Consider the following 20994-nt stretch of genomic DNA (forward strand, 5'->3'; position numbering starts at 1 on the left):
TATTTATCTTGCTCGATAAATCAAATATCCACCGACAACAAACATCAAGGCAATCGGAATAAAGACGAACCAAGCTGGAGATGGTGAATAAACCAAACTCGCATAACCAAGAAAATCTTGCAGATAATAAATGGTTAAACCAACAAATAAGGCGATGACCAAACGAAAGCCCATAGACTGTTGACGAAGTGGTCCAAAAACAAAAGAACATGCAATCAAAGTCAAAGCCAATAATGAAAATGGTGAGCCCATAATTTTCCAAAATGCCAGTTGATAAGTTTTAGGCACTTGACTGTATTTTTTCATATACTGCATAAAACTCACCAATTCACTTGGTGCGATATCTTCTGGGTCGAGGGTGACCATATGTACGTATTTCGGTTGCAGAGCCAAAGGTAAATCTTGTTCTGCTATTTCTTTAAACGTTGCATTACCATTTGGCAAAATCGTCAATTGTTTGGTGTTATTGAGTTTCCATTCACCATTTTGGGTAAACTTACCTTGCTCAGCCAAAATGACGGATTCAAGCTGATTATTTGCAGTTAAATTGGTGACTTGCACATGATTTAGATTGCCGCTTGAGTTTGCATAATCAATATAAATAAAGCGCTGACCTTCACGTGACCAATAACCACGAACTTCGCCAAGTGCAGCTACAGTTCTCTGACTTTTGACACTTTTAGCCTGTTCACTAGTATAAGGAATCACCCATTGGGTCAAAGCCAGAGAAAACACCACCAACAATAAAGCCGGTCGCATCACCCAAGCAACGATACGCCATAAGCTAACCCCGGCTGAACGCATCACGATCAATTCACTATTTGAAGCAAGAGATCCCAATCCTAAAACTGCCCCGATCAAAGCACCGATAGGAATGATTTTATTGATGTTACGTGGTGCATCCCAAAGCACATATTTAAATGCATCCCAAGCACTATAACCCTTTTTGACTGAGCCCAATTCGCCTACATAGGCAAATAAAACAAATAAGAAAGCCAAAACCAGTAAAGTACCAATCATCATCAAAGCAGTGGTTTTGGTCACATGTCGGGCTAAAATTTTTTGAGCAACCATTATGACCTCACACGTTTAATTTGATTTTTCAGTTTTGGAGCAAGCTTCTGCTTCCTCGAAAAAATTGCGCTAGCAAAGAGATAGACAAACAATACCGCAGGATATGCCCAAATACCGATTTCCCCTTTACTTACTCGGGTCTTCACTGCAATCAAAATCACAATCATACTGGCAAATATCATCAACGCAGGAAACAGCTTGAGATAGCGTCCTTGACGTGGTGTCACCTCAGATAATGCGACCGCTAAGGCTATGGCTACAAACATTGAAAATGGTACAAAAATACGCCAACCAATTTCACTTTCAATGACCGAGTTATCTCTAGATTTCCAAAGTTGTGAAAATGGCAAGGCTTCAACATCACTGGCATCGTATTCAGCTGTTTTATTATTTTCAATACGTAAACGCCAAGTTTGAAATTCTGCCTGAGAGTATTTTGCAGTATCAGGATAAATCTCATAGCGACGACCTTGAGATAAATCCACAACGCTGGCTGTCTCATTGGCAATTTCAACACGTGTTGCTTCTTTTGCCACGATCATTTGATCAGGCTTACCTTCTTTTTCAGCTCGAATATAGACAAAAACATCTTTTAAGTTTTGTCGATCTTCTGATAATGAACCTGCATAAATGGTGTAAGCGCCCGATGAAATAAACTCTTTTGGTCGAACCAAATCAAAACCTGTACGTACCGCTTGTACTGAAGTCAGCTTATTAAATTCACGCAAGCCCCAAGGCGATACCCAAACCATGATCACCAGTTGGATAATCATAAATACGGTTGCCATCGGCACCATTAAACGTGCAATTCGATGTTTACTGATCCCACTACTGTTCAAAACCGCCATTTCATGTTCGACATAGAGTCTGCCAAACACGAGCATGAGTCCGATAAAGAAGGCTAAAGGAAGTAATAAAATCAAAAATTCAGGTAATCGGTATCCGATAATACTAAACAAGACACTGACATCTAAACGACCTTGCGCCGCTACGCCAAAATATTTGATCAGCCGCGCGCCAAGCACAATAAGCGTCAAAATGCTGACTACAACCAGCGTTGTAGAGACCACTTGCTTGACGAGATAACGTCGTATAATCAAAGTTAATCTTCCAAAAAAGTAAAGGATCGGATGTGCGCTAGTTTACCCGATTGAAAAAAATATAAAACCTATACGCTTTAGCACATTGAAATTCTATCACTGGAAGTGGTTCAATGGTTTAATGATTTGAAAACATCGGATAGGCACGAAAACAGTATATGAAACTTACTATTAATACGTCATTGCTAGAGAATACGTCTAGTCAAAATTTGTTGATATTCGTTGATTCTGAAAACACTCAAAAAGCATCAACAACATACAATATCAATAACTTAGATCAAATTATTGCAGCTACACAATATAAAGCAAGTTTTAATGAAACATTGCCATTGATCCAAAATGTGCCTGCTCAAGCCAATAGCGCGCTGATCGGTTTAGACAAAGCTAGCGAGCTTAAACCAGCAAAACTTGCAAAACTTGCACAGCAATTGATTAAAACTGTACAAAAAAAATTCAAACATATCAGTATTGATATTTCAGCGATTCCGACTGAATTACATTATTTGTTTGCTTTAAATTTGACTCAAGCCGCTTATGGTTATGATGAATTTAAATCAAAGAAAAATGAATTTGTGCTTGAACAAATTGATTTGATTGCAACGACCACCACTTTAGATGCAGCACAAATTGCTTTAATTGAAGCTGTTCAAAATGGTCAAAATTTTGCACGTGATCTAGGTAACTGCCCTGCCAATATTTGTTTCCCAGAATATTTAGCAGACCAAGCCAAAGCACTTGCAGCCGAATTCCCAGACCTTTTAAAAGTGACTGTGCTTGAAGAACAACAAATCGCTGATCTCGGGATGAATGCCTTTTTAGCAGTTGCTAAAGGTTCTGAACGTCCGGGACGTATCATTACCCTCGAATATAAAGCAGATATTGATCACGCACCGATTGTGCTTGTGGGTAAAGGTATTACATTTGACACAGGTGGTATTTCATTGAAACCAGGTCCTGGTATGGATGAAATGAAATTTGACATGTGTGGTGCAGCATCTGTACTCGGTACGATTCGCGCTCTTTGTGAAGCAAGATTGCCAATCCATGTCGTTGGTGCGGTTGCAGCAGCAGAAAATATGCCATCAGGTCATGCAACTCGTCCGGGTGATATCGTGACGACGATGAGTGGTCAAACTGTTGAGATCTTAAATACCGATGCTGAAGGTCGTTTGGTTCTTTGCGATACATTGACTTATGTAAAACGCTTCAACCCTGCTGTAGTGATTGATATTGCGACCTTAACTGGTGCATGTATCGTAGCACTCGGTAAAGTTTTAAGCGGTTTGTTTACCCCAGATGATGAATTGGCGGCTGAAATCAACCAAGCTGGCGAACAAAGTTTTGACCGTGTTTGGCGTTTGCCAGTAACTGATGATTACCAAGAATTACTTGATTCTCCATTTGCGGACATCGGTAATATTGGTAATTCTGGACCACAAGCAGGTTCAGTTACTGCTGCATGTTTCCTACAACGCTTTACTCGTGAATATCGCTGGGCACATCTCGATGTTGCAGGTACAGCATGGGTTTCAGGCGCTGCGAAATGTGCAACAGGTCGCCCAGTACCGTTATTGATGCAATTTATTGCCAATCGTGTTGAAAATAATGGCTAAAATTAGCTTTTATCTATTTGAAAAAAGCCCCGAACGACAAGTGCATAGCGCTTGTCGTTTGTGTCGTAAGCTTTTGTTAAAAAATCAGAAAATATGGCTGTATTGTACAGACACTGATTTACAACAAGAATTAGATGACCTACTTTGGAGCTTTGATCAAACCAGTTTTATCGGACATGGCATCGATCAAGCTGATGCAGCAATCTGCATCTCAGCCACCTTGCCTGAAGATTCTGAGCGGATTGTGTTTAATTTTAACAATCAAGCACTTGAACAAATCAACAATTTTAGTCACATTATTGAAATTGTTGAAAATGCTGAAACAGCCAAAGTGATTGGACGAGAAAAGTTTAAATCTTATCGTCGTCAAGGCATCGAAGCACGAACATTTAAACTATAATCAACGATTGAATATTTTATTTTTAGGAGATGCGTGGTGGCATTAAATGTAGGTCAAGATTTTAAAAAGCGTTGGCTCGATGCGCCTGAAGCTGTACGTCAAGCTTTTATCGACGACCTCACCCGCATCACGGATTTATTTGATCATAAAACTCGAGATATCCAAGCTTGGCTTGAACACGATAAACGTTCATTGCAAGTGGCTGGTTTGAAAGTTGAGCAAGCCTATGCCGATCTCAAAGCACGTTTGATCGAAGAAGCACGTGCACGAAAACAAGCAGCTTTAGAAAAGTCACTCGAAGAAAAACGCGCCAAAGAAGCTGAATACAATCAACAGCTTTTACAAGATGAAGCACGCCAATATCAAGAACAAACACAAGTGCTTGCTGACATCCGTGAAAATGTTGATCATGAGATCCAAGAGTACACAGCGCATTATCATAAAAACCCTGAAAATGACGCTGTAAATGCTGCACCTTTTGACGATTCTTCGATTCGATCAGAGCTTGAAAATGTACGTTTAAGACTCGAACTCGAAGCTGAAAATCTCATAGAACAAGCGGTAACGGTATTTAGAGCCAAACTTCTTACTGCCTCTCAAGAAGAAATTGAATACATTTTGAAAGACTTAGAAGATAAATCTGAATAATAGATAACCTTATACTTTTATCTTATAAGTCATTTATCGCATGTCATGAAAGTGAAATATTTTTGTCACAGTATATTCATACCACCTAGATTTGGGTAATAAAGCATTTGAATCTCCAGAAATTCAAATGTATTTATTTGAGTGATTTATACAAATATGCAGCTTCTGCAACATTTGGGACAAAAAAAATGGACATGTTGAATCAAATTTCGAATCGAATTGCCACACTCAGTTCGGGCGAAACAATGACACTAACGGCACAAAATCTATTGATTAGTCGTGGCGATTTTCAAGCCATTTCCGTATATCTTTCACGTGAGTCAGAAAAAGGTCAATTTTCTATAGATCTACCAAAGCGTTTAGCGACTTGGTTTGAACAAACCTCAATCACTGTAATCAAAAATTAATTTCCTCCCCAAATACAAAAAAGCCCGATATTTCGGGCTTTTTCAATTGTTTTACTGAGCAATGATTATCTTAAAAAACCATTTTCAGCCAAAAAATCCATACTGATTTTTGATTCAGCTTTTTGTTCAGCCGCTTTGTCACCTAACAACAAACGCTCGATATAACGTGCTAAGACATCTACTTCGAGATTGACTTTACTACCAACTTTCCATGTTGAAATATTGGTGCGTTCCGCAGTATGAGGAATCAGATTTAAACTGAGAATATTGCCACGTAAATGGTTAATCGTTAGGCTAATGCCATCGACTGTAATAGAACCCTTTTCCGCTAAATATTTGGCAATTTCCGCAGGTGCTGTCACTTCAAAATAAAGTGAACGTGCATCTTTTTGAACCACGGTCACTTCACCTACGACATCGACATGCCCGCTCACGATATGCCCACCAAAGCGTGTGGTCGGCAACATCGCTTTTTCGACATTGACCGTTTGCCCCACTTTCCATTCACCAAGTGTAGAGCGATTGAGACTTTCACGTGATACATCGGCTGCGTACCAGTTTTCACCCCAATCAATTACGGTCAAACAGATCCCATTGGTCGCAATTGAATCACCCAAATGCACATCTGACATATCCAGACCAGTTGAAATACGTAGGCGGACATCGCCTCCAACACTTTGCAGACTATCGACCTTACCTAAACTTTCAATAATGCCTGTAAACATATATCACCTAATGCTGTTACTCATCCGCGGATGTTATTTATTGAATATTCAAATGAATTATTGCTCAGTTTCTGGGTCAATTTTCATGACCCAAAAGCCTCTCATTTTTGCATTCGCCTGATTGCTTTCATAGGCTACTCTAAAGCGAATGACAAAATTTTCATAACGATAGAAAAAGATCTTTTGACTGCTCTCTTGGTTTTGGCTCTGACCATTTTCAGAAAGCAAAGGTACTTCGACAGCCAAAGGATCTTGCGTTGGAACGGTATCCATCATTTGCTGTACGACTTTTTTATTTTTCTTTAGATCTTCTTGAAACTGTGCATTGGACAATTGATACAATTTGGCCATGTCACGTTTTTGCAAAGCAACATAGGGACATTGCGCATTGAGCTGCAAACAATTTTGTTCAAGCACATCAGCTTGTGCAACTTGTGAATACACCACAGTTGAAACGACACAAGCCAAAGTTTTTAACATCGTTTTTATTTTCATTATATTTCCTAGAGTACTTTACCAGAGTGCGAGCTGTGTACTCGACCCTGAAGTATCCACTCCGCCTAGCTCAGCAAAATGATATAGCTGACCTAAGAGTTGGCGTAATGGTGGTCCTGATTTGGCATGTGTATCCGTAATCACGATAAACTCAAGTACACGTGCGCGATCAGACTGACGTTGCTTACTTACACGATAACGCGGTACATCTTGCGTTAAAAGCGTTACTTTGCCACGTTTTAAATTGGCAGCCAAAAGATCTTTCGGCTCAATATGACCATCCGTAGAATAACTGGTCAAAATAAACCGTGCATTGATCGTTTCGAGCAATTTCTCATAAGCTTCTTGTGCATGTTTTGAGGAATTGTACGGGCTTGGACGCTCTTTACGCCATGCACGGTCAATTCCACTCTTATACCCTTTAGTATCTGGTGTCGGTAAATCGACCTGATCCCAAAGCGTTAAAGAGTTTAATACATGATAATTACTACTATACGCATGTTGGTTGTACGGTGGATCAAGATAAGCCACATCCACCTCAAAACCGCTCATTTGGTTAGCCAAATGCTGTGCATCGACACACCACATTTCAGCCATTGGTGTTTTTTGTTTGCTATCACCCAGTTCACAAAAACGACTCGGTGTCAGCCAAAGTAAAGATTCGATACGCTCCAAAGCAGTTTGGGTTTTACCGCCCCAGCCGTGGTGGAAACTTTTAAATACTCCATTGGTATTGCTGACAAAACTTGCTGAATATAAAAGTGGTGCAAGCAAAGCACTCATTTCAACATCATCAATCGCACCTTGTGCCTGCCAAGTCGCAATCTGTTGACGAATGGCATCAATCCGCATGCCATTACGACGCTTATAAAACAATCGATCACGGCTAGGATCATAAATTTCATCATTGCGTGGGCATAGATTATGCGTCACCCAACCTTTTACTTCAGGTAAACGGTTCAAATAATCAATGGCTTTTTGATAACCGCCCAACTCTTTAAAAGCAGGCGCATCTGTACAAGCCAAAATCGCATGATTCAATGCGTGACTATAAGGTTCCCAATCATTGGCAATCACACGATAACCATTTTGGCGTGCCAAACGCGAGACTACGCCACTGCCTGCAAAAAAATCAGCAAAAATAGGTGAACGTTTGCCCCCTTGTTGCAAAGTTCCTGTGATTTCCAATGCTTCTAGGATCAGATGAAGTAGTCTGCGCTTATTGCCCAAATAGGGAACGAGCTGATGAAATAGGTATTCATCCGTCGTACGTGCAGAATGACGGCGTTTATGATAAACCGTAGCTTCTGAATTCATATTGTCTCTTTGCTAGGAATTAATTTTAAGCGGATGTCATCTCCAATTTGGAGTACATCAACCAGCTTAAAACGTAACTGTTCAGCCATCGTGTTGAATTCTACTGAGAACATCGCACGGGCTGATTGCCCTAAAAATGTCGGTGCAACATAGCTGATCATTTCATCAACTAAATTTTCCTGCAAAAATGCACTGGATAATGTTGCGCCAGCTTCGACCAATACATCATAAATTTGATGTTCTTTAGCCAAGGTCAAAAGCAGCGATTTTAAGGACTGAATCGGAAATTGTACCACGCCTAGATCGGCGAGTTCCTGACGAAATGGTCCCATGACCATGACTGTTTCAGGATTTTGTAAAATTTTAGCAGATAAAGGCAAGCGACCTTGACGGTCCAAGATGACTCTTTTCGGTTGTACCACTGTTGCCAAGTCTACCTCAGGCAAATGACGCACATTGAGTTCTGGATCATCCGCCAATACCGTTGAGATACCAGTCAGTACTGCTGCTGATGTTGCTCGAAAATGTTGCACATCTTGACGTGCTGCAGTATCTGTTATCCATTTTGACTCACCTGAAGCCATGGCAGTTCGGCCATCAAGGCTTGAGGCAACTTTTAGTCGTACATAAGGCATGCCTGTAGCCATCGCCTTTAAGAAACCCAAATTGAGCTGATGGGCTTCATCTTCGCAGATTCCCACATCAACTTGGATCCCAGCATCTCTTAGGATCTGCACACCTTTACCAGCCACAAGCGGATTTGGATCAGGACAAGCAACCACAACACGTGCGACACCAGCCTCGACCAAACCTTTGGCACAAGGCGGAGTTCGACCATAATGCGCACAAGGCTCAAGCGTGACATAAGCAGTTGCACCCTGACTTAAAACACCAGCTTCACGCATAGCAAAAACTTCTGCATGCGGTTGACCTGCTTTAGGATGAAAACCTGTGCCCACAACAACGTCATCTTTGACGATCACACAACCCACATTGGGATTTGGACGTGTTGAATATTGCCCAAGTTTTGCCAGTGAAATGGCTTTTTTCATCCATTTTTGATCTATCAAATCCTGATCTTGAACTAACTCAGACATGCTTAACCTAAAAGAAAATTCTGCTTAAAAGATGTAAATGTATTATTCAGACGTTTGACCACGATTTTGCATTTGCTCAATCTGGCGACGGAAGGCTTCAACATCCTGAAAATCCTGATAAACCGAAGCAAAACGAACATACGCAACATGATCAAGTGCAAATAAGGCTTTCATGACAATTTCACCAATGGTACGTGAACGCACATCTCGCTCACCCAAACGGCGAATCTGCAACTGAATATCACTTAAAACGGTTTCGATTTGCTCTTGGGTCACAGGACGCTTTTGTAGTGCATGCATCAATGAACGACGCAATTTTGCCTCATCAAAAGGTTCGTTTTTACCATCAGATTTGGTTACTCGTGGCATCACCACTTCATAACTTTCAAATGTAGTAAATCGTTCGCCACAACAAATACACTCACGACGTCGACGGATCTGGCAACCTTCGGCTGCCAACCGTGAATCAATCACCTTACTGTCTGCGGCGTTGCAAAATGGACAATGCATAGTGGTTTTATTGAACAAATCAAATTGCAATTAGTGTAGCAAAAATAATGAAATTTGTTGAGTGTCAGCAAGACTTATAGACCTAGATATAGAAAAAAAACAGCTCATTTGAGCTGTTTTCCACAAGATATTGATTGTTGCGCTTAAAATTTAGTCGATACGTTCGCCATGTTGGCTCAAATCCAGACCCATACGTTCATCATCTCGTTCCACACGAAGTCCAATCACGAGATCAATCACTTTAAGTAAGATAAAAGTCACTACAGCAGAATATGCAATCGTCGCTAAGACACCTTCTGTTTGTACCCAAAGTTGATGCAACATATCAGCAGGCGCTTTTTCACCCATAATGAATGAGCTAGCAAATACAGCCGTCAACAATGCACCCGCGATACCACCGACAGCATGCAAACCAAAAGCATCGAGTGAATCATCAATTTTCAATACACGTTTTAGACCAGTCGTACCCCAGAAACAAACCACACCACCGATCAAGCCCATGATCAATGCGCCGCCTACAGTAACAAATCCTGCAGCAGGGGTAATCACAACCAATCCTGCGACTGCACCAGATGCAGCACCCAATACTGAAGCCTTACCACGAACTATTTTTTCTACGATTAACCAAGCAATGGCTGCTGTTGCTGCTGCAACTTGAGTCGTAACCAATGCATAAGCTGCTGAGCCATTTGCACCTAGAGCAGATCCACCGTTAAAGCCAAACCAACCGACCCAAACAAGGCTTGCACCCAAGACAGTCAAGGTTAAGTTATGCGGAGCCATAGATTCTTTGCCAAGCCCCATACGTTTGCCAAGCAAGACCGCAGCCACTAAGCCTGCAACACCAGAGTTGATATGTACAACTGTACCTCCAGCAAAATCAAGCGCACCGTCATTCATTAACCAACCGCCACCCCATACCCAGTGCGCAATCGGTGCATAGACGATAATGACCCAAAAAGTAATAAATGTAAGCCAAGCACCAAACTTCATACGATCAGCTACAGAACCACTGATGATCGCAACAGTGATAATGGCAAAAGTCATTTGAAAGATAACAAATAATATTTCAGGAATCGTTCCACTCAGCGCATCAGTTGTAATCCCTGAAAGCATGGCTTTATCTAAGCCACCAATAAAGGCATTACCAGAACCAAAAGCTAAGCTGTACCCAATCACAACCCAAACGACACTGACAATCGCTGCCGCTGACAAACTATGTGCCATTGTCGATAAGACATTTTTTTTACGAACCATTCCGCCATAAAACAATGCCAAACCCGGAATCGTCATGAGTAAAACTAATGCAGTTGAAACTAAGATCCATGCCGTATCCCCTGTATCCAATTTTGGTTTTGCAGGTTCGGCAGGTGAAGCAGCAGGCGCTTCTTGAGGAGTGGCAGCAACAGGAGTCGTTGCTGAATCTGTTGAAACAGTTACAACATTTGACGCAGCAGGCTCAGTTACGGCATCTTCTGCCCATGCAACTGAACCACTGAGGAGCGCGCTTGACAGGCCGAGCGCAAGTAGCATTTTTTTCATTGTGTCCCCCAACCTTTTTTTGCGAGTTATACAATACTCAGCAAACTTTATGCCAACTTAAACAGCATCTGGACCTGTTTCACCTGTACGGATACGGATCACTTGTTCTAGATTCGTTACAAAGATTTTTCCATCACCAATTTTGCCTGTGCTAGCAACACGAGTGATTGACTCAATAACAGAATCCACCATGTCATCGCTGATCGCGATTTCAATTTTTACTTTAGGTAGAAAATCAACAACATATTCAGCGCCACGATAAAGTTCTGTATGACCTTTTTGACGACCGAAACCTTTCACTTCTGTTACGGTGATGCCTTGAACACCGATTTCAGAAAGTGCTTCACGCACATCATCCAATTTGAATGGTTTTACAATTGCAGTTACGAGCTTCATGTTCTTTTCCTTCGGCTTCTTTCACCAGTAAGGTTATATGTTCAAAAATCGTGCCAAAAATGCTCCAATGGTTGGGGATATCAAAGCATTTGTGACAAGCTGTCTTTATAACCTATTTTATACTCTAAGATGTAGATTAGGCTTCAAAAAAATATAAATTTTCTTGAACGTTTTACAATTTTACCTAAGAAAAATCGTCGTTTAAATTTTTTATCCTAAAGTACGAGATTCTATCGCTGTAAACTGCGTGCTACACTAGCAAACACTTTACTTGGCATTTGGAATACCGATGATTGAAGCATTATTGCAAGCGATTTTGGAACAAGTCGATCAACCCAAAAAAGATCTCGAACATAATCTTCGCGCACTGCTAAATGAAGCTGTGACAAAAATGGATCTCGTTTCACGTGAAGAACTTGAACGCCAACAAACGGCTTTAAATAGTGCAAATCAAAAATTAATCGCCTTACAAGAACAAGTAAAAACGTTAGAAACATTGCTGCAAAAATAATTTTTGCGCACTTTTGGTGCAAAAATCACATATAACGATTAAAAATAAAGCAACACTTGGATATTTTATGTCTTTTGCAAAAATTAATACTCGGGGATTATTGGGTCTGCACGCCCCTTTAATAGAAGTTGAAGTGCATATGAGTCAAGGTTTACCTTCTTTGACCATCGTTGGACTCGCAGAAGCAGCCGTTCGAGAAAGTAAAGATCGGGTGCGCTCTGCCATCATCAACAGTGGTTTTGTTTTTCCCACCAAACGCCTGACCATCAATCTTGCCCCTGCTGATTTACCCAAAGATGGATCTCGTTTAGATCTGCCTATCGCGCTTGGCATCCTGATCGCTTCGGGTCAATTACCTGAAAATATCACAGATGATTATGAATTTGTCGGTGAATTGGCACTAGATGGGCAACTGCGAGCCGTCACTGGCACACTTTCTATCGCAATGGCATGCCAGCAAGCCGAACATAAATTGTTATTACCTCAAGATAATGCCCAAGAAGCTGCGCAACTTCCTGATATAGCGGTCTATGCCGCAAGCAGTTTACAGCAGGTTTGTGAGCACTTTTCAAATATGAACAAAATTGAGGCAACCATAGCTGAACGCTCACTTTTGGATCAACACTATCGCTCGGATTTAGCAGATGTTAAAGGACAGTTACGTCCGCGACGAGCACTTGAGATTGCGGCAGCTGGCGGACATTCGATATTATTTAAAGGGCCTCCGGGTACAGGGAAAACATTATTGGCATCGCGTTTGCCTAGTATTTTGCCGCCTTTAAATGCTGATGAAAATTTGCAAGTCGCCAGTATCTATTCGATTGCAAATGCCTCACATCAGTTTGGACAACGCCCTTTTCGTGCCCCACATCATACAGCTTCTGCAATTGCATTGGTTGGTGGAGGCTCGCATCCTAAGCCCGGTGAAATTACCTTAGCGCATCTCGGGGTTTTATTTTTAGATGAATTACCCGAATTTGACCGTAAAGTTTTGGAGGTTTTGAGACAGCCCTTAGAATCCAAAGAAATTGTCATTTCTAGAGCTTCAAGACAAATTACTTTTCCCGCAAATTTTCAACTTATTGCAGCTATGAATCCTTGCCCATGTGGTTATGCATTCAATCAAGATTCTCGCTGTCAATGTTCCGCTGATGCGATTAAACGCTATCAAAATCGGATCTCTGGACCTTTGCTAGATCGCATTGATTTGCACATCGATGTCCCACCCCTCAAAGCACAAGAATTACAAGATGATCGTCCAGTTGAAAGCTCTGAAACCGTGCGGACTCGTGTCATCAATGCTTATCATCTACAAATAAATCGGCAAAACTGCCTCAATCAAGCCCTCTCCCCAAAACAATTAGAGACATACGCAATACTTGATGACCCGTCTAAAAATATGCTCGAGATGGCACAGCAACGATTAAATCTATCTGCACGTGCTTATCACCGCATCCTACGTGTTGCTCGAACTATTGCAGATCTTGGGCAAAGTGAGCTGATTCAGAGTATGCATTTATCCGAAGCCTTGTCTTATCGTGGGCAGCAGCATTGATAGGTCTATAATTATTTAATGGGTTTATTGTTATTTAATTGATTTCATCAGATATCTCTCACCCTACCTTCTCCCACAATGGGAGAAGGTGCTTTATGATATTTATAGCGAATGGATGATGATTTTGGACTTTTAAAAAAAGCTCTAAAGCTTAAAAGGTTTTAGTTAAAGTAAAAACTGCGCCAGTTTCTACACCACGTTTGGCAGCGCCAGATAAACCATCAGTGTCGATATTGGTACCCACACCCGCAAGTTCTGCGGTCAAACCCGGAATTGATTTAACTGCATAATTTACCCCAACTTTCCAATCGACATAGTTATCTTTACCATCTGGCAATGCCTTTTTATCCATTGTGGTATACCCGACATTTGCTAGACCGCCAAAACCTGTATCACCAAATGGCGCAGAATATCCCACATTAAAATTCCAACTGTCTCCACCAACAGCCGCCCAATCGTCGGTATAGTTGACATTGGTCAATAAACTACTGCCTTTAACAAATACATCAGCAAAAGTTAATTTGAGATACCCTTCAGTCCAATTGAAATCATCCGTTGCGCTTGGATAGTTATATTCCACAATCCCGACATCTAAAACAGGTTTAAAATGTTCAGAAATATTGAGCGGTGTGCTAAAACCAATCGACGGATCCAACTCCAAATGAGGATCTTTGCCCTCAGCTACACCAAAATCGACATTCGAAGCAAATGCACTAAAATACAAGCCTGAAGTATGCGAAATCGTAAAGCTGCCTTGAACTGCAGGATCTGATTGGGTTTGCGTCATTCCACGAAAACGATAATCTGAAGTTAGTGCGGCATTGCCTGAAAAACTAAGACCTAACTTTGCCAATGCAGTATTGTCTTCTGCCATCGCCATAGTTGCGGATGATGATAATGCAACAAGTGCGGCTGCTTTGATTGAGAATTTCATCGGCTCTCCCCCATCGATAGATGTCTATTTATTTTGCTGTTTGATGAACTCAAAGACTGGATTGCAATTGCTATGCCAATTCAAAAAATCACCAACTCAAAATAAAAAATAAAATTTAATTTTCAAATCGTTAGATTGCTAAATTAAAAATTCATATAAATCTTCATCATCATCAAAATGTTGGATATTGCCTAAAGAAACACTTAAAAATATATAGCTCATGTCGATCTCACTTTTTTGAAATAGTTCAAAAATGATCAACCATCTCGGCGTAAAAATTCTAGTTATATCTATTTGAATTACATAAATTTTATATAAAATTAAACACTGATTTTTCTAAGTAAATCACTTCGCAAGCTCTAGGCTGAACTGTCTCTTTTCTAATATCGTGTTTTGCTCAATATTGAATATTTTCAGGTTTTTATTTAATTTTTTGAGACAGCTACAATATTTTCAGTTTGATTTAATTCTGAACTGTTATGCGTAAAAAAAGTGCATTATTGCTGAAATAATGCACTTTTTTTGAGAATCTAAATATTTTTAGATCTTAAAAATTATAATTTAAACCAAAAACCACATGATCATCAAAGTCTTCACCTGAACGATCTTCACCACCGATAACATAATCCACAGAAGCGACTAAGCCTGTATTGGCAAAGTGTTTACTCACCCCAATCCGAGCTTCATTAAATGCGAAATCTTTCTGAGTTTGCACCACTTCATCATCATGACTGCTGTTATAAGCTGTTGCACCAATAGAGGTATTTAAGCTGAAATCTTGTGGCAATGCATAGCTATACATCGCGCTCAGGTAGGTATCGCCAATATTTGAAGCAGATGAATCTGCGAGAGTTACTGCACTCAATAGGGTTAGATTTTTATAAATGAGGCTGGCTGTCAAATCATAAGAAGTTACAGGGCGCTTATCACCATTATCCGCCACAATGTTATTGGTATTGTGATAGATATACGCAGTTGCCTGTACGTTATAGCTCCAGTTTTGGTTAATTTCATGACCATATGCGAGATATAAATCATTTTCAAAACCGAAGTTTTTATCTTCATGCGCAGGATTGTAGTCTAGCGTAGATCCCCAATAGCCGACTTTTATGCCACTTTTATGTGCATATTCAATTCCGCCTTGTGCTGCAAGGTCATCACTTTCTACCCCACCGCGATAAATGTATTTTGATACAACGCCAATATTTCCTGAAATCACACCATTTGGTGTTTGGACAGACGTTTCATTTGCAAAAACAGCACCGCTCATAGCAAAAAATACAATTGCCACGCGTTTACTCAAATTTAAAATAAACATAAATTTTCGACAGCAGGGAGAAAAATTAAGAAAGCGATTTTACAGGTTTTTCATACTATAGTGGATTGATATTTCAAATATATTTCATTATTTTTACGATTAAGTCTATATTTAAAAACACAATTTCGGCATTTTTCAGCGAAAAAATGCACGAAATCTTATGCAAAAGTCGTATAACATTAGTGAAATAAAATTGATAAAAAACGTATCTTTTTTATAAATTACTTATACAATTTATCCATTTTCTGGGCACAGTAAAAAAATTGTAATTTTTTATTTAAGAGGCACTCGATGCTAAAAGCACAACAACTAACATTAGCGGTACTGATCCAAGCCGCACTCGTTTCAACAGCATTTGCTAGTGAACAAAGCGAATCTAAGGGTTTTGTTGAAGATGCAGAAGGAACTGTATTATTCCGTACGGGTTATTTAACTCGTGATAAAAAAAATGGGACGCCAGATACAAGCTCTTTTGCTCAAACAGCAATGGTTAACTTAGAGTCTGGCTTTACCCAAGGTCCTGTTGGATTTGGTGTTGGTATTATTGGCGACACTTCATTTAAAATCGGAAACAATAAAAATGCTGGTAACGGCATGATTCCTCGCGAGACTCTTAATGGCGTGAAAGGTGCAGGCGATACCTATGACACTTGGACTCGCGGTGGCGGAATCGTAAAAGCACGTGTATCAAATACAACTGTACGTTATGGTACTCAAGTTTTAGATATTCCTGTATTTGCAAGTAACACAGCTCGTTTGGTTCCTGAGTATTTCACAGGTACTTTACTTACTAGCCATGAAATCAAAAATTTAGAAATCATCGGCGGTAAATTCACTAAAGATTCTTATTCAGATCAAATCAACACTGACGGACGTAATCTTCGTAGTGCTTGGGTTTGGGGTGCTAAATATAAATTTGATGAGAACTTAACTGGGTCTTATTATGGTTTAGACATCAAAGATAAACTTGATCGTCACTACCTCAATGCAAACTATAAATTACCTTTAGCAGATAAAAGCTCAGTAACTTTTGACTTAAGTGGTTACCGTACAGAATTTGATGCAAATGCGAGCACTTATTCTGCGACAGTTCCAGATGGTCAAGATCGTACAAATAATATTTGGGCTTTATCAGGTACTTATAATCAAGGTCCACATACTGTGATGTTGGCTTACCAACAAAATACAGGTAATGTTGGTTATGATTATGGTGAGAATGCTGATGGTGCACAAAGTATTTACCTACCAAACTCATATCTTTCTGACTTCATCGGTAATCATGAAAAATCAGCTCAAATCCAATATAACCTTGATTTAGGGGCATTTGGTGTACCTGGTTTAAATTGGACTACTGCTTTTGTATATGGTTGGGATATTAAAGTTGCTGATTCAAGTGACCGTACAAAACTTATCTCAGACAATGCAACTGAACGTGAATTCTTTAACCAAGTAAAATATACAATCCAAAGTGGTTTTGCTAAAGATGTAAGCTTACGTGTACGTAACTCTTATTACCGTGCTAGTGCTGACTATCAAAAACCATATATCGGTGACACCAACGAATGGCGTTTATTCCTTGATATTCCTGTAAAATTATTTTAATCACTAAAATAATTTAAACAGTAAAAGCCTGCAATTTTGCGGGCTTTTTTTGTGAGTTATATTTGATATAAGTTCACTTTTAGCAAGTGAAGCTTCATTTTCACGCAATAGCATGATAAATCTTCTTTTTTAATAAAAATTATGAAATATGAGTGCAAATACCCCTTGTATAAGATCAAGCGTTTTAAGTGAATTGAACCATTGTAATATATGGCTAAAAATGGAATCGTGCCAGTCTACTGGTTCATTTAAACAAAGAAGTATAGGGAATGCTTGTTTGCAATACTCAAAACAAGGGGCGAAAAGATTTATCAGTTCATCAGGGGGGAATGCTGGTATTTCTGTTGCTTATATGGGGAATGAACTCAATATTCCAGTCACTATCGTTGTTCCTAAAACGACTTCTGCTAAAGCGATACAACTCATGCGTGAAGAAAATGCAGAGGTTATTGTTCATGGTAATTCATGGGGTGAAGCTAATGATCTAGCTTTAACGTATGTAAGTCCTGAAGCAGTATATATTCACCCGTTCGATGATCCATATCTATGGAATGGTATTGCACCTATTATTGATGAGGTTATCGCTGAGGGTATAAAACCTGATGCCGTTATCTTATCTGTCGGTGGTGGTAGCCTTCTCTCTGGAATTAGCCAAGGTTTAAAAGCAAATTCACTCACGATCCCGATCTATGCCATTGAAACTGAAGGAACTGCCTCTCTTAATGCTTCTATTAAAATAAGCAAATATGTCAAATTAGAAGACGTCACAGGCATTGCTACAACACTCGCAGCCAAACAAGTATGTGAAAATGCTTTTAAAATTTCTCAAAATGAAAACATCGTTGGGTTAACTGTTACAGATGAAGAAGCTCTTCGTGCTTGTTTTCGTTTTTTGGATGACCATAGGACATTGGTTGAACCTGCTTGTGGGGCAACGTTATCAACACTATATGATAAAAAAATCTCATTTCCCTCTTTAACAAACGTTTTAGTGATTGTTTGTGGAGGAGCATCAATTACTTTAAAACAGTTATTAAAATATGCTGAAGGTAATACCCCCCATTTTTAATTGAATTAATGGGTAGAAAATCTAAAGCCTTGTTATTGTTTAAAAATAGGTGGACAACCATTTACTGACATATGAGGTCGTTCATGATTATAAAAGTACTGCCAGTCAGTTGTATAGTCCTGCACCTCGCTCAGATCTCGAAATAAATATTGATTTAGACACTCATAACGTACTGTACGATTAAATCGCTCAACATATGCATTTTGCTGTGGATTGCCTGGTTGAGTAAATACATGCTCAATACCATGCTGATCACACCACTTTTCCATCAGCTCACTTATATACTCTGGGCCATTGTCGGTTCTAATGCGTTTAGGTTTACCTCGCCATTCAATGAGCTGATCAAGTCCTCTCAGCACACGTTCTGCTGGCAACGAAAAGTCAATCAATATATCCAATGACTCGCGATTATAGTCATCAATCACGTTGTGAACTCGATAACTACGTCCATCACTGAGTTGATCATACATAAAGTCCATTGACCATGATTCATTCTTAGCTGTCGGTACTGCAAGGGTTTCAGGCTGTTCTCGTTTAATCCGCTTATTAGGCTTGATTCTTAAATTAAGCTCAAGCTCCTTATAAATGCGATAGACACGTTTGTGGTTCCATTTGTATTTTTTAACATTACGCAAATACAGGAAACAAAGCTTGAAGCCCCATGTTTTATGATCATTGGTTAATTGAATCAACCATTCGGCAATCTGTTGATTCTCTTCATCTAAACGAGCTTTATAGCGATAACACGTTTGACTGACTTTAAAAATTAAGCAGGCCATGCTGATTGAAATCTTAAATTGCTCAGTAGCTTGCTGAGCAAGTAACTTTCGCTGAACAGGCCTTAAAACTTTTTTAAAAGTGCATCTTGCAAGATGTCTGACTTTAGCCGCTCATCAGCATACATGCGTTTTAAACGGGCATTTTCAGCCTCAAGTTCTTTAAGCCGCGTCATCATTGAAAGATCCATGCCGCCATATTTGGACTTCCACTTGTAGAATGTAGCAGAGCTCATACCATGTTCGCGGCACAAGTTCGGTATGGGTGTTCCTGCTTCAGCTTGCTTCAAGATACTCATGATCAAGCTGTCTGAATACTTAGATGTTTTCATAGAAAATCTCCTTAAATCAAGGTTATTCGATTTTCTACTTTTAAACTCAATTATTTTTAGGGAGGATTACCGAAGATTTTAAATTTAACATATAGTTTTCAGGGAAAATTAACAATTTTTGTCAGCAGTAGACAGGCCAAACCACTGATAGTCGATTAACTCCATGATTCATTTTTCCGACTCCTAGATTGACAAAGAATCACTTAAACCCAGTTTATGGATACATCACAAGTCTAGCATCAAACTTCTTGGATAATATCCAATAATATCGGCTGTACGATTTGCAAATAATCTTTTGATTTCATTTTAATTGATTTGCTCAAACTGCCTGCATTAAAAGCAATTTCATCAAAACGATTAAAAATATCATGATCAGCAATCACCGTTAATGCATCATGAAAACTAAATGGCGGTACTGAGCCCGGAACACATGCCGTCAACTCAAAAGCTGTTTCCACGCTTGCCATTGAAACACGTTTCACTTGTATGGCTTCTGCTAGTTTTTTAAAGTCAACTTTGCGATCACCTGCACTAATCACCAAAAGATATTGGTACTTACTTTGCCCACGAATCTGACAAACCAAAGCTTTCGCACCCTGCCCTACTTCTGTACCTCGAATTTTGGCGACTTCTTCACTTTTTCCTTCTGATGCATGTTCAATGACTTGATATTGGACATGCTTTGAATCGAGTAAACTTGAAATTTGCTCAAAAGGCGACTGGTTTAGGGATGCTTCAGTCATGTTATTCTTCCTCAATTTTATTCTTTAAAATACGACTAACACATTAAAGTCATCGCGTTAAACTTTTGTGATAAATATAATATATCTAATGGATTTGAGCGATTAAGATCAAACCTACACTGATATAAAAAAACCTGCATATTGATGCAGGTTTTTGATTTAGAAAATAAATTCTAAATGATTATTTAGCAGCTTCGATTGCTTTAAGTACTTCTGCTTTAGCAACATCAGCACCTTCCCAACCAGTCAACTTAACCCATTTTCCAGGTTCTAAATCTTTGTAATGTGCAAAGAAATGTTCGATTTGGTTGATCAATAATTCAGGAAGATCTGTATATTCTTGAACATCTTTATAAAGTGGAGTCAATTTTTCGTGTGGAACTGCTACAAGTTTAGCATCGATACCACCGTCATCTTCCATGTTCAATTTACCAACAGGACGACAACGAATCACTGAACCATGTACCAATGGGTAAGGTGTAACAACCAATACGTCTAATGGGTCACCATCTTCAGATAAAGTATTTGGTACATAACCATAGTTCGCAGGATAGAACATTGCTGTAGCCATGAAACGGTCTACAAACAAAGCATCAGAATCTTTATCTACTTCGTATTTGATTGGTGATGCGTTTGCAGGAATTTCGATAACAACATAGATATCGTTAGGTGCATCTTTACCCGCTGGGATATTACTGTAGCTCATACAATACTCTTTAACAGTTCAATGTTTAAATCTTGCCGATTATAACGCTATAAATCGCAAATTTATGCAAATTATACAATTTGCCAGATAAAAATAGCGAAGTTCATAGACAATGCTTGGCTAT

22 protein-coding genes are annotated in these 20994 nt (G+C 39.5%); 8 read left to right on the forward strand and 14 right to left on the reverse strand.

Annotated features, from left to right (window positions below; translation table 11 throughout):
• Positions 1–3: 3 nt before the first annotated feature.
• Both lptG and lptF read right to left on the reverse strand, forming a co-directional pair.
• Positions 4–1074 (reverse strand): LPS export ABC transporter permease LptG, encoded by a 1071-nt coding sequence (lptG, locus tag F960_RS17455; protein ID WP_004868171.1) that lies wholly within the window; start codon positions 1072–1074, stop codon positions 4–6.
• Positions 1074–2174, reverse strand: a complete 1101-nt coding sequence (gene lptF, locus F960_RS17460) for an LPS export ABC transporter permease LptF (RefSeq protein WP_004868174.1) — start codon at positions 2172–2174, stop codon at positions 1074–1076. The genes lptG and lptF overlap by 1 nt, the downstream gene beginning before the upstream one ends.
• A gap of 158 nt (positions 2175–2332) precedes the next feature.
• On the opposite strand from lptF, the gene F960_RS17465 reads away from it, so the two are divergent.
• From F960_RS17465 to F960_RS17480, 4 genes are all read left to right on the forward strand, one after another.
• Positions 2333–3787: a leucyl aminopeptidase gene (locus tag F960_RS17465; protein ID WP_004868177.1), complete on the forward strand. Its 1455-nt coding sequence runs from the start codon at positions 2333–2335 to the stop codon at positions 3785–3787.
• Positions 3780–4187 carry a DNA polymerase III subunit chi gene (locus F960_RS17470; RefSeq protein ID WP_004868179.1) on the forward strand — a complete coding sequence of 136 codons (408 nt, stop codon included), beginning with the start codon at positions 3780–3782 and terminating at the stop codon, positions 4185–4187. The genes F960_RS17465 and F960_RS17470 overlap by 8 nt, the downstream gene beginning before the upstream one ends.
• Positions 4188–4220: 33 nt before the next feature.
• Entirely contained in the window at positions 4221–4835 is a 615-nt protein-coding gene (gene blhA / locus F960_RS17475) for a cell division protein BlhA (RefSeq protein ID WP_228134723.1), read from the forward strand.
• 188 nt (positions 4836–5023) lie between these two features.
• Positions 5024–5242 carry a hypothetical protein gene (locus F960_RS17480; RefSeq protein ID WP_004868183.1) on the forward strand — a complete coding sequence of 73 codons (219 nt, stop codon included), beginning with the start codon at positions 5024–5026 and terminating at the stop codon, positions 5240–5242.
• 65 nt (positions 5243–5307) lie between these two features.
• Here F960_RS17480 and F960_RS17485 read toward each other — a convergent pair whose 3' ends face one another.
• From F960_RS17485 to glnK, 7 genes are all read right to left on the reverse strand, one after another.
• Positions 5308–5967, reverse strand: coding sequence for a riboflavin synthase (locus tag F960_RS17485; RefSeq protein ID WP_004868187.1), 660 nt, complete (start codon positions 5965–5967; stop codon positions 5308–5310).
• 57 nt (positions 5968–6024) lie between these two features.
• Positions 6025–6462 carry a hypothetical protein gene (locus F960_RS17490; protein WP_004868190.1) on the reverse strand — a complete coding sequence of 146 codons (438 nt, stop codon included), beginning with the start codon at positions 6460–6462 and terminating at the stop codon, positions 6025–6027.
• Between the two features lie 18 nt (positions 6463–6480).
• On the reverse strand, positions 6481–7779 hold the full coding sequence (locus tag F960_RS17495) for a DNA adenine methylase (protein ID WP_004868194.1): 1299 nt from the start codon (positions 7777–7779) through the stop codon (positions 6481–6483).
• Positions 7776–8876: a bifunctional diaminohydroxyphosphoribosylaminopyrimidine deaminase/5-amino-6-(5-phosphoribosylamino)uracil reductase RibD gene (ribD, locus tag F960_RS17500; protein ID WP_004868196.1), complete on the reverse strand. Its 1101-nt coding sequence runs from the start codon at positions 8874–8876 to the stop codon at positions 7776–7778. The genes F960_RS17495 and ribD overlap by 4 nt, the downstream gene beginning before the upstream one ends.
• Before the next feature lie 42 nt (positions 8877–8918).
• Positions 8919–9386 (reverse strand): transcriptional regulator NrdR, encoded by a 468-nt coding sequence (nrdR, locus tag F960_RS17505; protein WP_004868198.1) that lies wholly within the window; start codon positions 9384–9386, stop codon positions 8919–8921.
• 150 nt (positions 9387–9536) lie between these two features.
• Complete coding sequence (locus F960_RS17510; RefSeq protein WP_004868202.1) at positions 9537–10928, reverse strand: ammonium transporter; 1392 nt, start codon at positions 10926–10928, stop codon at positions 9537–9539.
• Between the two features lie 57 nt (positions 10929–10985).
• Positions 10986–11324 carry a P-II family nitrogen regulator gene (gene glnK / locus F960_RS17515; RefSeq protein WP_004868205.1) on the reverse strand — a complete coding sequence of 113 codons (339 nt, stop codon included), beginning with the start codon at positions 11322–11324 and terminating at the stop codon, positions 10986–10988.
• 289 nt (positions 11325–11613) lie between these two features.
• Between glnK and F960_RS17520 the strand changes: the two genes are divergently transcribed.
• Both F960_RS17520 and F960_RS17525 read left to right on the forward strand, forming a co-directional pair.
• Positions 11614–11835 (forward strand): accessory factor UbiK family protein, encoded by a 222-nt coding sequence (locus F960_RS17520; protein ID WP_004868208.1) that lies wholly within the window; start codon positions 11614–11616, stop codon positions 11833–11835.
• Positions 11836–11902: 67 nt separating this feature from the next.
• The gene (locus tag F960_RS17525) at positions 11903–13390 is read left to right on the forward strand and encodes a YifB family Mg chelatase-like AAA ATPase (RefSeq protein ID WP_004868210.1); all 1488 of its coding nucleotides are present in this window, start codon (positions 11903–11905) and stop codon (positions 13388–13390) included.
• A 151-nt stretch (positions 13391–13541) separates the two neighbouring features.
• Here F960_RS17525 and F960_RS17530 read toward each other — a convergent pair whose 3' ends face one another.
• Together F960_RS17530 and F960_RS17535 are read right to left on the reverse strand one after the other, a co-directional pair.
• On the reverse strand, positions 13542–14324 hold the full coding sequence (locus F960_RS17530) for a TorF family putative porin (RefSeq protein WP_004868211.1): 783 nt from the start codon (positions 14322–14324) through the stop codon (positions 13542–13544).
• Positions 14325–14871: 547 nt separating this feature from the next.
• Positions 14872–15642 (reverse strand): TorF family putative porin, encoded by a 771-nt coding sequence (locus tag F960_RS17535; protein ID WP_004868213.1) that lies wholly within the window; start codon positions 15640–15642, stop codon positions 14872–14874.
• 291 nt (positions 15643–15933) lie between these two features.
• Here F960_RS17535 and F960_RS17540 point away from each other — a divergent pair, with 291 nt between their 5' ends.
• Positions 15934–17244, forward strand: coding sequence for an OprD family outer membrane porin (locus F960_RS17540; RefSeq protein WP_004868215.1), 1311 nt, complete (start codon positions 15934–15936; stop codon positions 17242–17244).
• Positions 17245–17392: 148 nt separating this feature from the next.
• Positions 17393–18313 (forward strand): pyridoxal-phosphate dependent enzyme, encoded by a 921-nt coding sequence (locus F960_RS17545; protein WP_004868217.1) that lies wholly within the window; start codon positions 17393–17395, stop codon positions 18311–18313.
• 32 nt (positions 18314–18345) lie between these two features.
• On the opposite strand, the gene F960_RS17550 is transcribed toward F960_RS17545, so the two are convergent.
• From F960_RS17550 to ppa, 3 genes are all read right to left on the reverse strand, one after another.
• Positions 18346–19421 (reverse strand): IS3-like element ISAba20 family transposase gene (locus F960_RS17550; RefSeq protein WP_085945805.1). Its coding sequence is split into 2 segments (ribosomal slippage): positions 18346–19169 and positions 19169–19421, totalling 1077 coding nucleotides; the frame shifts between segments, so codons are not numbered across the junction.
• 239 nt (positions 19422–19660) lie between these two features.
• The gene (locus tag F960_RS17560; protein ID WP_004868219.1) at positions 19661–20164 is read right to left on the reverse strand and encodes a YbaK/EbsC family protein; all 504 of its coding nucleotides are present in this window, start codon (positions 20162–20164) and stop codon (positions 19661–19663) included.
• Positions 20165–20345: 181 nt separating this feature from the next.
• A complete protein-coding gene (gene ppa / locus F960_RS17565) occupies positions 20346–20870 on the reverse strand; it encodes an inorganic diphosphatase (RefSeq protein WP_004868221.1) in 525 nt (174 codons plus the stop codon).
• Positions 20871–20994: the final 124 nt, after the last annotated feature.

The sequence above is a fragment of the Acinetobacter gerneri DSM 14967 = CIP 107464 = MTCC 9824 genome (assembly GCF_000368565.1).
Classification (GTDB): Bacteria; Pseudomonadota; Gammaproteobacteria; order Pseudomonadales; family Moraxellaceae; genus Acinetobacter; species Acinetobacter gerneri.

Coding starts and splice junctions, on each gene's coding strand:
- ribD (WP_004868196.1), bottom strand. CDS start 8,876: ATGTCTGAGTTAGTTCAAGATCAGGATTTGATAGATCAAAAATGGATG.
- F960_RS17525 (WP_004868210.1), top strand. CDS start 11,903: ATGTCTTTTGCAAAAATTAATACTCGGGGATTATTGGGTCTGCACGCC.
- F960_RS17480 (WP_004868183.1), top strand. CDS start 5,024: ATGGACATGTTGAATCAAATTTCGAATCGAATTGCCACACTCAGTTCG.
- F960_RS17490 (WP_004868190.1), bottom strand. CDS start 6,462: ATGAAAATAAAAACGATGTTAAAAACTTTGGCTTGTGTCGTTTCAACT.
- F960_RS17510 (WP_004868202.1), bottom strand. CDS start 10,928: ATGAAAAAAATGCTACTTGCGCTCGGCCTGTCAAGCGCGCTCCTCAGT.
- ppa (WP_004868221.1), bottom strand. CDS start 20,870: ATGAGCTACAGTAATATCCCAGCGGGTAAAGATGCACCTAACGATATC.
- lptG (WP_004868171.1), bottom strand. CDS start 1,074: ATGGTTGCTCAAAAAATTTTAGCCCGACATGTGACCAAAACCACTGCT.
- F960_RS17545 (WP_004868217.1), top strand. CDS start 17,393: ATGAGTGCAAATACCCCTTGTATAAGATCAAGCGTTTTAAGTGAATTG.
- F960_RS17520 (WP_004868208.1), top strand. CDS start 11,614: ATGATTGAAGCATTATTGCAAGCGATTTTGGAACAAGTCGATCAACCC.
- F960_RS17530 (WP_004868211.1), bottom strand. CDS start 14,324: ATGAAATTCTCAATCAAAGCAGCCGCACTTGTTGCATTATCATCATCC.
- F960_RS17495 (WP_004868194.1), bottom strand. CDS start 7,779: ATGAATTCAGAAGCTACGGTTTATCATAAACGCCGTCATTCTGCACGT.
- glnK (WP_004868205.1), bottom strand. CDS start 11,324: ATGAAGCTCGTAACTGCAATTGTAAAACCATTCAAATTGGATGATGTG.
- F960_RS17485 (WP_004868187.1), bottom strand. CDS start 5,967: ATGTTTACAGGCATTATTGAAAGTTTAGGTAAGGTCGATAGTCTGCAA.
- F960_RS17465 (WP_004868177.1), top strand. CDS start 2,333: ATGAAACTTACTATTAATACGTCATTGCTAGAGAATACGTCTAGTCAA.
- F960_RS17470 (WP_004868179.1), top strand. CDS start 3,780: ATGGCTAAAATTAGCTTTTATCTATTTGAAAAAAGCCCCGAACGACAA.
- nrdR (WP_004868198.1), bottom strand. CDS start 9,386: ATGCATTGTCCATTTTGCAACGCCGCAGACAGTAAGGTGATTGATTCA.
- F960_RS17560 (WP_004868219.1), bottom strand. CDS start 20,164: ATGACTGAAGCATCCCTAAACCAGTCGCCTTTTGAGCAAATTTCAAGT.
- F960_RS17535 (WP_004868213.1), bottom strand. CDS start 15,642: ATGTTTATTTTAAATTTGAGTAAACGCGTGGCAATTGTATTTTTTGCT.
- F960_RS17540 (WP_004868215.1), top strand. CDS start 15,934: ATGCTAAAAGCACAACAACTAACATTAGCGGTACTGATCCAAGCCGCA.